Annotated in this window: 13 protein-coding genes; 7 read left to right on the top strand and 6 right to left on the bottom strand. The window is 50.3% G+C overall.

What is annotated here, in order from left to right; translation table 11 throughout:
• Window positions 1-25: 25 nt before the first annotated feature.
• Entirely contained in the window at window positions 26-865 is an 840-nt protein-coding gene (locus JNE38_RS21575; protein WP_203353191.1) for a GNAT family N-acetyltransferase, read from the bottom strand.
• 150 nt (window positions 866-1,015) lie between these two features.
• Here JNE38_RS21575 and JNE38_RS21570 point away from each other — a divergent pair, with 150 nt between their 5' ends.
• Both JNE38_RS21570 and JNE38_RS21565 read left to right on the top strand, forming a co-directional pair.
• A complete protein-coding gene (locus tag JNE38_RS21570) occupies window positions 1,016-2,095 on the top strand; it encodes a M42 family metallopeptidase (protein WP_203353190.1) in 1,080 nt (359 codons plus the stop codon).
• Window positions 2,096-2,116: 21 nt separating this feature from the next.
• Window positions 2,117-2,626, top strand: a complete 510-nt coding sequence (locus tag JNE38_RS21565) for a hypothetical protein (protein WP_203353189.1) — start codon at window positions 2,117-2,119, stop codon at window positions 2,624-2,626.
• Between the two features lie 87 nt (window positions 2,627-2,713).
• Here JNE38_RS21565 and JNE38_RS21560 read toward each other — a convergent pair.
• The 5 genes from JNE38_RS21560 to JNE38_RS21545 all read right to left on the bottom strand — a co-directional run bounded on the left by JNE38_RS21560 (window position 2,714) and on the right by JNE38_RS21545 (window position 7,077).
• Window positions 2,714-3,858 (bottom strand): IS3 family transposase gene (locus JNE38_RS21560; protein ID WP_203353188.1). Its coding sequence is split into 2 segments (ribosomal slippage): window positions 2,714-3,585 and window positions 3,585-3,858, totalling 1,146 coding nucleotides; the frame shifts between segments, so codons are not numbered across the junction.
• Between the two features lie 144 nt (window positions 3,859-4,002).
• Window positions 4,003-5,373, bottom strand: a complete 1,371-nt coding sequence (locus tag JNE38_RS21555) for an HD domain-containing phosphohydrolase (RefSeq protein WP_203353187.1) — start codon at window positions 5,371-5,373, stop codon at window positions 4,003-4,005.
• A 160-nt stretch (window positions 5,374-5,533) separates the two neighbouring features.
• A complete protein-coding gene (locus JNE38_RS30995; protein ID WP_275296593.1) occupies window positions 5,534-5,668 on the bottom strand; it encodes a hypothetical protein in 135 nt (44 codons plus the stop codon).
• A 15-nt stretch (window positions 5,669-5,683) separates the two neighbouring features.
• Window positions 5,684-5,830 (bottom strand): hypothetical protein, encoded by a 147-nt coding sequence (locus tag JNE38_RS21550; protein ID WP_203353186.1) that lies wholly within the window; start codon window positions 5,828-5,830, stop codon window positions 5,684-5,686.
• Window positions 5,827-7,077: an MFS transporter gene (locus JNE38_RS21545; protein WP_203353185.1), complete on the bottom strand. Its 1,251-nt coding sequence runs from the start codon at window positions 7,075-7,077 to the stop codon at window positions 5,827-5,829. The genes JNE38_RS21550 and JNE38_RS21545 overlap by 4 nt, the downstream gene beginning before the upstream one ends.
• 674 nt (window positions 7,078-7,751) lie before the next feature.
• Here JNE38_RS21545 and JNE38_RS21535 point away from each other — a divergent pair.
• The 5 genes from JNE38_RS21535 (at window position 7,752) to JNE38_RS21515 (ending at window position 11,622) form a co-directional block, all read left to right on the top strand.
• Window positions 7,752-8,063 carry a YtrH family sporulation protein gene (locus JNE38_RS21535; protein WP_203353184.1) on the top strand — a complete coding sequence of 104 codons (312 nt, stop codon included), beginning with the start codon at window positions 7,752-7,754 and terminating at the stop codon, window positions 8,061-8,063.
• On the top strand, window positions 8,060-8,593 hold the full coding sequence (locus JNE38_RS21530; RefSeq protein WP_203353183.1) for a sporulation membrane protein YtrI: 534 nt from the start codon (window positions 8,060-8,062) through the stop codon (window positions 8,591-8,593). Before JNE38_RS21535 ends, JNE38_RS21530 begins: the two co-directional genes overlap by 4 nt.
• A 59-nt stretch (window positions 8,594-8,652) precedes the next feature.
• Window positions 8,653-9,432 carry a sporulation protein gene (locus tag JNE38_RS21525; RefSeq protein WP_203353182.1) on the top strand — a complete coding sequence of 260 codons (780 nt, stop codon included), beginning with the start codon at window positions 8,653-8,655 and terminating at the stop codon, window positions 9,430-9,432.
• A gap of 336 nt (window positions 9,433-9,768) precedes the next feature.
• The gene (gene codY, locus JNE38_RS21520) at window positions 9,769-10,545 is read left to right on the top strand and encodes a GTP-sensing pleiotropic transcriptional regulator CodY (RefSeq protein WP_203353181.1); all 777 of its coding nucleotides are present in this window, start codon (window positions 9,769-9,771) and stop codon (window positions 10,543-10,545) included.
• Window positions 10,546-10,752: 207 nt separating this feature from the next.
• Window positions 10,753-11,622: a MurR/RpiR family transcriptional regulator gene (locus JNE38_RS21515; RefSeq protein WP_203353180.1), complete on the top strand. Its 870-nt coding sequence runs from the start codon at window positions 10,753-10,755 to the stop codon at window positions 11,620-11,622.
• Window positions 11,623-11,626: the final 4 nt, after the last annotated feature.

The following is an 11,626-nucleotide window of genomic DNA, read 5'->3' as shown; positions in this document are numbered from 1 at the left end:
ACCACAAGCGTCATCCAGTGCGCTCTTACCCATGGGACGATGCATTCAGGATAGAGGTTAGCGGCTGACGCTCGAGTACGTAACGGACGACATCTTGATCTCGGATCAAGTGCGTCACCGTGTAGCCTTTTTCCATATAGGTGGTAAACAGCTCGCTTGTCATCTTGCGCCATGCCTTGGCAATGTCCATATCCTTTCGTTTGACCTCCTGAAACTGGGCAGGGACGGGGAGCAAAAGCACGGGATCCTGCAAATCGAGCCGCATCTTTCGCGGACTCGGTACTTGATCCACGTATTCAAAGGTAAGGACCTCGGGGGCGTGCTCGATTCCTGCCGGCTTTCCCGCACGTCCTGTGTGATGACTTTCTACGCGATTGCTATTGAGGAACCATTCGACGAGGAAACGGTCTGTCGGCAGTCCGCGATTGAAGTCATCCTCCAGCTCGCCGTAGCAGTCAGGGAGGTAGGAGCGCACGATCCCTCCGAGCTTGACGATATTGAGCATGCCATTGACCGTTTCCAAAGGGTCATACGTCCAGGTAATCTTCGTGTGCCCCATTGCCAGCGCTTCGCCACGCTGCTGCCACTTCATCTGTACGCCCAGGCCCTGCTTGCGATATTCAGGCAAGAAGCCGAGCATATGAGAGCAGAGGTGAGGTTCGCCGTGCGTATAGCCGGGAAAACTGTAGAGAAAGCCAATCATCTTGTCTCCCTCGAATGCTCCCAAAAAGAGACCGCCAAATTTGGCGAGCGTAATGGTCATGTGGTACGGAATGACCTCAGTTGTATTCCAGACTGCGCCTTCCAGCGCTTCCACCTGCTGCAGCTCGGCAGGCTCTGTCAGTTTGCGAAACGTAATGGACATGTGATTTCCTCCCAAACAAGGTGTAATGCTAAAGCATTCGGGGAAACGTGTGCGCATTCCTGCCACAGATTGGTTGCATCCCCGCGCCCCCTCGCCGATAATAGAGGTCGTAGAGGTTAATTGGCAGTACATAGAGGAGGCACGACTGCTATGGCAAACGAGTATCAGCTCGAGCTTTGGAAACGACTGACAGAAGCACCTGGCGCGCCTGGCTTTGAAGGGCCGGTACGCGATATCATGCGAGAATACATAAGTCAGTATACAAATGAGCTCGTATTCGATAATCTGGGCAGCATGTTCGGTGTGATGCGTGGCGATGAGCAGGGACCGCGTATCATGGTGGCGGGACATATGGACGAAGTGGGCTTCATGGTCACACGCATTTCGGAAAAAGGGTTTATTTCCTTCCAAACGCTCGGTGGTTGGTGGGGACAGGTCCTGCTGGCACAGCGCGTTCAGATCATTACGGGTCATGGCGTCATCGAGGGCGTCATCAGCTCGATCCCGCCGCACGTGCTGAGCGATGATCAGCGCAATCGTCCGATGGATGTGCGCAATATGTACATCGATATCGGAGTCGATTCGAGGGAGGAAGCAGAGCGTCTGGGCATTCGCCCGGGTCAGCCGATTTTGCCGATCTGTCCGCTTCAGGTGATGGCAAATCCTCGACGGATCATGGCCAAATCGTGGGACAACCGCTATGGCTGCAGTCTGGCAGTAGAGCTGGCAAAAGATCTGCATGAAAACCCTGGACATCCGAATGTCGTCTACGTAGGCGCTACCGTGCAGGAAGAGCTGAGCGGTGCCCGTGGTGCCAAAACAGCTGCCGAATTGATTCAGCCGGATCTCTTTTTGGCACTGGATGCCAGCCCGGCAGGAGACATCCCAGGCGTTCGGGAAGAAGGCGGCAAACTTGGCGGCGGACTGCTGATGCGTATTTACGACCCGATGTACGTCATGCCAGTCGGTCTTAGAGAGCTGCTGATTTCCACCTGTGAAGAAGAAAATATCCGGTACCAGATCTATGTGGCTAAAGGGTACACGGACGCGGGCGTAGTTCAGAACCACGGCATAGGTGTGCCTTCAGCGGTAATCGGCATTCCATCCCGCTATATCCATAGTCACGCTTCGATTATCGACACGGCAGATTACGAAGCGGCCAAACGTCTTCTGTTCTCCATTGTGCGCAAGCTCGATCGCAAGACATGGGAGTCCATCCTGCCGAGATAACAACGAAACGGAGGTGGCGCGATGAACGCCATCACTTTATACACCAGGCGTCTTGGGCAAGCCACATCCTTTGAGTTCAATGTATTCGACAACCAGTTTGCAACGGAGAACCTGGCGGTGCGTAAAGTCTTGATGGCCATGCTGGAATCCGTCCACGAGCTGCTGAATGAAGTGGAGATCGAGTACAATGACAGCATGCTGGTCGAAAAAGTGGGCGCAAAAAGAGCTGGAGAGCTGCTCCGCTTCCTCGGGGCTACCAAAGACAACAGCCGGGAGACGATGACAAACGGAGTCGTAGTCAGTCGTACGTTTCGCGCACCGTTGACAGAGGAGCGCTACGAGTATTTCTACCATCTCAAAGATATTGCGACACTTGCGCATTACCGCTTGAAAGAAGGCGATGAAGATCGGATCGTCTTTTACTTTACGCGTTATTTGCAGCTGATCGCCCCTGACGCTCGATCTCAGGATCGGTTTTTGGCCGGGCTTGATGCCTATTCCTTGCCATACAAGCTCGTACCGATCAAGTAATTCATACAGACAAAAAGCCATGCAGCTCCATTGAAAGGGGGGGACTGACCCCCGTCCGTAGGACAGGGATCAAAACACCTTAGCCATTTAAGCAGCCAGTTGCCGAAATTGAATCGGTGACTGGTTGTTTAGTTTCGTTTGAATGCGAATTGAGTTATAGTAATGAATGTAGTTTTGGACAATCTGTACAACGATGGCCGTCGTCGTACAGATAAAATTATCGAGATAGAACGTTTCAGACTTTAGTGTGGAATGAAACGACTCGATGGGGGCATTATCAGCGGGCGTACCCTTACGGGACATGCTCATGGTAATGCCTTTTCCCTTTACTGCTGCTTGATACGCCTGAGACGTATACACGCTGCCCTGATCGCTATGAAGCATCATTCCAGGTTGGTCTGGCAGTTGATATAGCGTATCGAGGACTAACGATGTGTCTTGCTTGTCAGAAATACTGTATGCCACAATCTCACCGTTGTACAAGTCCATGATGCTCGATAAATATAAAAGTTTACTTCCGTAAGGTAAATAAGTAATGTCGGTCACTAATTTCTGCATTGGGGCACTTGCTTGAAATTGTCTCAGCAGGAGATGATCTGCTACATAAGAAGGTTGACCTGTTGTCTTGCGCTTCTTCACCTTCACTCGGCATTGTAGTTGTTCACGCTGCATGATACGTTGTACTCGTTTATGATTAATAGACATCTCAGCTCGCATCAGAGCTGTAATCTTTCTATACCCATAACGGAACTTATGTTGAATACATAATTGCCGAATCTTTCCCACAACGAGATCCTCGTTTCTTTTCCCGTATGCAGCTTTCCAACGGTAGTAGGTAGAACGAGGGATACCAAGCCACGCGCAAGCTTGGCTCACACTTACTTGCCCACGAATGGACTCCATCCAAGGAACGATTACTTCTGGTGACACCTCCTTTCCCACTCCTCTAACTTTTTTAGAACGTCCAGTTGTTGTTTTAGAAAACGATTCTCTGCTTTGACCTGTTCCAGTTCAGAATCGTACATCGGCCCTCTTCCAAAACTGTATTGCTTTCCTACAGGTTGCTGAAGACGATGAACGTCTCCACTACGATACCAGCGCATCCACTGTTGAATTTGGGTCTTATTTTTTATATTTAGTTCTTGCATGATCTGCTTTTTGGTGACGCCTGCAAGACGCATTTCAATTGCTTTCATTTTAATTTCTACGGGATAACTAACTCTTGTTGCCAACGCAAAAACACCTCCAAGGTTGTCCCCATATCTTACGACATGGTTGTTTTCTCTTGAAGGTGTTTTGATTTGTCTCACATTACGGGGTCAGTCCGGGAGCGCATGGCTTTTTTCTTTTATCCGAGTGGAAATGGTCGGTCACTGCTAGGCGAGATGGGCGCGCTGTTCCATCACGAGGGGATCGAGCAGCTCGTTCGCCCGCGAAATTTGATGAGCATGGTGAAAGGTTTCCTCGGTGATGCTCTGAAAGAACGCATCAACCACCTTGGGGCAAAACTGCGTTCCCTTATTGCGAATGATTTCATCACAGGCTTTGGAAAAGGAGAGCCCTTTTCGGTACGCACGCGAAGAGGTCATCGCATCAAAGGAATCGGCAACAGCGGTAACGCGTGCAAAGATAGGGATATCGTCCTTTTGCAGCTGGTCGGGATATCCTTTTCCATCAAAGCGCTCATGATGGTGGCGTGTAATCGCCAGAATGCATCGAATGCCGGCCGCGTCCTTCTTATCCACCTGCGCGTACAGTTTTCGCAGAAGGGCCTCACCGCGGACGGGATGAGACTTGATGCTGTGGAATTCTTCGTCCGTCAGTTTTCCCGGCTTGAGCAAAATGCTGTCTTCGATCCCGATCTTGCCGATATCATGGAGCAAACCGCCGGTGTACATCAAGTCAAGCGTTCGTTCATCTAATCCCATCTGTTTGCCGATGACGTGCATGTAATACGCCACACGCTGTGAGTGACCGGATGTGTACGAATCGCGCTCTTCCAGGGCGACCGCAAGGGATTTTAGGATGCTCTGGTTCACTTCTGCCAGCTGCTCTCCGCGTAGATTGGAGGAGAGGAGGGCTTTTTCTTTCCGGTATGTGAGGGTAAACAAGATAGCGGCAATCAGATAGCTCCCGACGACGAGAAGGATGAGAAAGACTTTGACCTTAGTAAATTGCTCGTAAAATTCACTCTCTGTAGAAACCAGGCAAATGTACCAGTCCCATTGAGGGAAATAACGAACGACAGCAATCTTTTCCATGCTAGAGGAACCGTCCGGCAGCGACCAGCGATAGGTGCTGAATTTCTTTCCCTCATCCAATGTCTGCTTCACCAGAAAACGATCTCCCTGGTTGGGAAGATTGTACATGTTTTGCCCTTCGAGGGAATTGTGGACGATGTAGGTCCCTTGTGAGTTGAACGCGAACAGCTCATCGCCCTGGGCGAGTGTCAGCTTGACCTGAGTGCGGTCGCGGGTTTGATCTGGCAATTTGGGGCCGACCATCATGTCTCTGATCTGATTTTCCGCAGCGGTGTAGCTGAGGAGCCCGTCTTTCACCTGATCGTTAAAAAGGGAAAGAATTTGCGTTACGGTGTTCAGCTGCCTGTCCATCGCGTGTACGCCAGATTGAAAATAGAGCTTTTTCGCCTCTGAATACCCGATGACAACGACCACCGTAAAAATAATAGGGAGAAGCACGAGGAATATAGGATAAAGATGAGATTTGGTCGTTGATTTGAGTGGCAAGGCTCTACGTCCTTTCCGATTTTTGGTATGCTGTTCTTTCATAATAGGGCATCGAGGCATAACCTTCAAGAAAATATCCGAATATTGTCGAAAATTAAATGTGGTACGTAAGGCATAGTAAAAGGAGCATTCGATATAGGTGAATGCTCCTGGATGTTTCTTATGTGGATGGGCGATTCGGCCCTTCCAGTTTTTTATCCCCGTAACCTGGCGCATCGTTTTTGACGGAATCCGGTTGGCGGTTTCGTTCGGCATTTTGCTCAGAAACAGATGATTTTTGTTTTTGCTTGTCCATGCAAGCCTCCTTTGTTTACAGCCAAGAATTCCGGCTGGATTTTGCCTGCTTTGGGTACCGACGAGTGGTTGCGACGTCTTCCAAATGAACGAACAGAGAAGACAATGGCATCCATCTATTCTCCGATGCAATCGAAGTCGGTTGGCTTTCTGCGCTTTTCAAGTAGCTCCCTCCTTATTTCCTGCGCCAGCCTGATTTTTCCGTGGATCTGCCTGCTTGTACCGAGCCATGGCATAGATGGCGAACAGTCCGAGGACGGCCGTCACGAATATCGTGATGACACCGTAGGCAATCCATGGATTAGGACTCCCCACACCACCCAGTTTTTCCACCATGAGCCCGCCTATGCTCGTGCCAATGGCGGTTCCGATGCCCGAGACAAAGTTGGAAAAACCGAAGTAAGCTCCCAGCCAATCCTCCTTGGCGAAATGGGTAACGAGGCTGTCCTGCACAGGCATAAACAGCATTTCACCCAAAATGAACAAAATGGCTGCGCCACTCAGGGTCAAAAATTGTTCGGCCCACCCCATGACAGTCAGTCCCGTGCCTAACAGAGTCGTGCCGAGCGCAAGAGACAGATAAGGATTGATCTTCTGCAGGACAAAGCGGGAGATTCCCCCCTGCAGCAAGACGACGCTGGTCGAATTGATCGTCCAGATTAGGCCGATCATCGTGGAAGAATGGAGGACATGCTCTCCCCGGAGCGGCAGGATCAGGGCAAATTGTGCATACAGCGCCCAGATCAAGAGCGTAATTCCGGAAAACAGCAGGAAGCTGCGGTGAGTCAGGATATTCTTATACTCTGATAGCGGTGTCCGTTCACAGTTTGGGCCGACGCAGCGATCATCCGGGAGACTGAACCGGGTGAGTGCCGAGAGCGAACCGAAAACGAGCGCGGCCATGAGAAATGGCCGTTGGCCGAGGGAGGTCATCCAGGCGATGACGACACCCGCCACGATGATGCCGGAATGAGCCAGAATCCCACGCCAGGAGAAGGCAGCGGTTCGTTGGTCGGCTTCGACTTCATCCGCGATCATGGCTTTAATCGTGGGGGCAAGCAAGCCAAGACCCAGACCATTGACAGCGGAAAACAGGAGAAACAACCAATACGAGATGGCATAGTGATAGCCGAGCATCGCACTTCCCTGGAGCAGGGCGCCAATCGAAATGATGCTGCGTCTGCCAAAGCGGTCTGACATGGGTCCCCCCAGCAGGCTGCCAATCTGGTAGGTGATGCTGCCTGCTCCCAGCACGAGCCCTACCTGTGAGAGGGAGAGCGCACGAGCCTTTTCCAAAAAAATAGGAAAGACAGGGATGACGAGATATGATGCGAGGTGCATGAAAAACACGAGCAGCAAGAGCAATAGATATGGCTTGTTACGCCACAGTGAACGAGCCTGGGCTTCCATGATCGTCTCCTCTTTTGTTCATCTCCGGATTAGTATGAGTGGAAAACGAGGGGATCTATACACGAAATTGGGTAGCTGCGGAAAATGAGAGGAAGCGGGACAAAAGTCCAATCCATAGGGGATAAGACGACATATACCTAATAAGAAGAAAGCGGTGGGCGGTAAGCCTGGCAGGCAAGGCGCGTGGTGGCACGAAGGGGGGATAGACATGAGTGGTTTTTTTAACCAAGATGGCTTTGAAGTGGTGATCTGGATCGTTTTGATCATCTTTCTCCTCTCTATATTCTTTGATGAAGGGATTGATTAAGATGAGTGGCAATCGATCGGTCCGACCTTTAAATCGATATTACAGATCCAATGATGGGTTTAAGGCGTGGGTAAGAGCCAATGAGCAATGGTTCAAAGATAACCCGGATGTGTTTAAAAAGATGTTGAGCAATCCAAAGATGGTCAATCTTTTCATGGATCACATGGTCCAGTATTCTCCGCGAATTGAAAGAAGACTGCGCAGGCTGAAGAGAAGAAGAAAATAATACCGGCGAACAGCGGCATGAGTGCAAGAGATTCATGCCGCTTGTTTACATCGCAAGCCGCGCTCTTCCACGATCATAAAAACCAGACAAGCCGCGTAGGGATAAACCATATACCTCGCAGTCGGGAGGAGGGATTCTTTCATGGCACAAGTGATTTTGACGTTTTTTGTGGCGTACGGCATCGTGATAGGAGGGTCGCTATCAGGGGGACTGGGTGCATTTTTAACGGACAAACCACCTCTCTTGTCCATGGCTCTGCTGGCGGATCAGTTGAAGATATGGGGACTCGTTGGAGCGTTGGGGGGGACGTTCGATTCCTTTTTACAGATTGAGAAAATACTGATGGGGAATTTCTCTCCCGTGTTCAAGCAATTGGTGATGATTGTCGTCGCCTTTTTAGGAGCGCATATCGGGACCATCTGCGTGCAGTGGCTGGTACAGGTGCGATCATGAGCAGGCAGCATTGGAAACGGTACGTTGCCATTTGGGTCATCGGCATCCTGCTCGGCGGAGCCGCTGTGCTTTTTTTGTATGGGAAGGAAATGGAAGAAATGATGCTAGTAAAGAAGAGTCTGGAGTTTCAAAACAAAAAGCTGTACGAAGAGAATCTGGAGCTGAAAAAAAGTCAGAATGTAGCGCGAAGAAAACAGACGACAGGCATCGAGGAAGTCCGAGTCACCGTCCTCGACCCCAAGCCCCATCCTACAATCGAGGTTCAGATCGTCGAAAGGATGGAAAAGGACCTCGCTTCCTTGAAGGGAAAAAAAGTCGAGCAGGTCGCAGAGGTTCACCAGGTTCTTCATGAGATGCTGCGCCGACGCGAATACGTCCTCCCCGATCGAACCATGGTAGAGGTGCGGGTAAAAACAGTCGTCATTGGCCGTACTTTGCATCTGTTTGTTTCCGCTGAAGTCAAAAAGGATGATGTCTTGAAAAAGGTCGCCCGAAACTTTCTTTTTTTTCAACCGTATACTCCTACATAAGTACTCTGTAGACTGATTAACCGGATTAACAGGGTCATCGTAAAGGAGAGAATGAGTGCATGTCGATGTTCAAAAAACTGTTGGCCAGCGTGGGAGTTGGAGCTGCGAAAGTGGACACGAGATTGGAGCAGGATTCCCTTATGCCCGGGGATGTACTATCCGGTGAGGTGCATCTTACCGGAGGAGACGTGGCCCAGGAGATCGACGAGATTTACATGTATGTCATCACGCATTATGAACGGGAAACGAATGACACCAAGGTAAAAGAAGAATGCACCCTGCTCAAGCATCGCCTGACAGATCCGATCGTGTTGCAGCCAAAAGAAAACATGGTACTCCCGTTCGCATTCCGGCTCCCGTATGAAACGCCGCTGACAATGGGACGCCAGCCCGTTTATTTGCGGACTGGACTGGACATCAAAAATGCGATCGACCCCGGAGATTCTGACTTTATCGAAGTGCGCCCGCATCCCTTGATGGTGAAGGTGCTGGATGCGATTCAGAGCATCGGGTTCCAATTGTACAAGGTTGATTGCGAGTATAATCGTCATTTGGGGAAAACGCATCCGTTTGTACAGGAATTCGAATTCCGTCCGACTGGCCCTTTCCGCAGTCGATTGGAGGAGCTGGAAGTGGTATTCTTCCTGCGGGAAAACAGCGTAGAGGTGCTATTGGAGCTGGACAAACGTGCCCGCGGCTTCCTGGGAGCCTTTGAAGAAGCCTTTAATTTGGATGAACGCTATGTGCGCTTCCGACTTCATACGGATGATCTGAATCGTCCGACGAGTGTCATTGCAGACTCTATCGAGGATCTGATTCGCAAGCAAATTCGTGCCTAAGAAATAAAAAGCTGCCTGTAGCCACGTGCACAGGCAGCTTTCTGCATTTCCATCATTACTCATCGCCACCGACAATGACCAGTAGGATAAACAATACGAGGATCAATCCAATCCCAATTCCATTAAAGAGGCCCATTTATTTCCCTCCTGCTCACGATTCAGCTTCTGTTCCCTACAGGATATTAGTGGATAGACGATCTGGTGTCCGGGCTTTGACCTAATTCATGTACCTCACAACATCCAGAAAGTGTCTTTCTAATTTTTTGATTTGCATGTATAGCCCTGGATTTTTCTGACAATACTGTGACCATGAAGAATCCAAGGAGGAAATAATTGATGAATTTACTAGAAAAAACCAGAAAAATTAACGTGATGCTGCAAAAGACAATGGGAGGAAGCGGAGTAGGGTATCAAGATCTCGCGAGGCTCTTGTCTGAAGTCATTGCCGCGAACGTGTACATTATTACAGCGGACGGCTCGATCCTCGGCAGCGGCCTCAATCAGGAAATCACGCTGAGCGATGAGGGACGCTCCACGAACTCTGTTCAGGATGGAGTACATCAAAAACTGTTGGAGGTCAATCAAACACTGGCCAATGAGCCAGTCAACAGCCCATACAGCCTGGTGCCAGCCGATATGAGTTCCCTGTTCCCGCAGATGATGACCACAGTCGTGCCGATCAATGCAGGAGGCAGCCGTCTTGGAACGTTGGTGCTGCTCCGTGCGTACGGACAGTTTGAAACGGAGGACCTGATCCTGGGTGAAATCGGGGCGACCGTCATCGGAATGAAGATTGTCCGTCAACGCACCGAACAGATCGAAAATGAAGTTCGTGACAAAACGTTTGCAAAAATCGCGCTTTCATCGCTTTCCTACAGTGAGCAAATCGCGATTGAAAAAATCATGGAGCAGCTGGACGCGAAAGAAGGTTTGCTGGTCGCAAGCCAATTGGCAGATCAAGCAGGGCTTACCCGTTCTGTCATCGTCAATGCTCTGCGCAAGCTGGCGAGTGCCGGCGTACTGGAATCACGTTCGTTGGGAATGAAAGGTACCTATATCAAGGTGCTGAATGACAAATTCCCTTCCGAATTGGCAAAATGGAAAACGTCCTAAAACAAGTGGAACCTCTCTTCCGAATAGGAAGAGGGGTTTTTTTCAGGTAAGGCCCACTCAAAAAAATCGAGGGGCAGCCAAGATTTCTACGAGCGGCATTGAATATTTTGAAAAAGGAGACTATACTTTCAAGTAAGGATACACTGCAAAGTTTGCAAGAAACTAAAGTTTATACTTCAGTCGAAGGGAGAATCGTTCAGGTACCTTATGGAAGATGTTCAAGAGCGTATTCGAAAGTATTTTCCACAACTGACCAATCAGCAAAAGCTGGCAGCCAAGTTTATCTTGGAAGAGCCGAAAGAGGTTGCCCTGAATCCTGCCAAGGTCGTAGGGGCACTCAGTGGAACGAGTGAAACGACAATCATCCGCTTATGCTACGCCCTCTCCTACTCGGGGTACAGCGAGCTGCAAAACGAATTGCGCCGTACGCTTTTAGACCGTCCGCCACAGGAGCAGACCCTCAGCCATTTGCGGGATGCAGCAGATGAGCTGCAAGGACAAGAGGATCTGATTGCTTTTCACATGGAACAAGATTTTGCCACGATCCAGCAGACGTTGACGGATATGGGCAAGGAGAAGCTGGAGCGTGCCGTCACGTCGATTCTTGCCGCCAAACAAATTATTGTGGTAGGGTTCCGCAGCTCGCACGCGCCTGCACACTGGCTCGCCTTTGCGCTGAATGTCGTAAGAGGCAATGTTCGTCAGTACCACGGGCCGATCGACGATGCCAATTACCTGCTTACGCAGCTGGATTCTTCTTGCCTGGTGATCGCTTTTTCGTTTCCACGGTATATCAACGAGACGATTCAGTTTGCCCAAGCGGCCAAGGAAAAAGGGGCAGTCGTGCTGGGGATCACTGATAACGAGCTGTCTCCGCTCGGGCCGATTGCCGATCAGCTGCTCAAGGTCACAGCCCCTGCGCCGACGGTGTTAGTGGGGATGGCCGCCTTGTTTTCCTTGCTGAATACATTGGTGAGCGGAGTGGTTGCGGCAGACAGGGAGCAGGTACAAAAACGGCTGGACCAGTATGAGGAGACCAGCCGCCAAATTTACCCGTTTGTACGTCATATCGATTAGAGAG

Source organism: Brevibacillus choshinensis, assembly GCF_016811915.1.
GTDB lineage: Bacteria > Bacillota > Bacilli > Brevibacillales > Brevibacillaceae > Brevibacillus > Brevibacillus choshinensis_A.
This window is presented reverse-complemented; position numbering and strand designations above follow the sequence as displayed.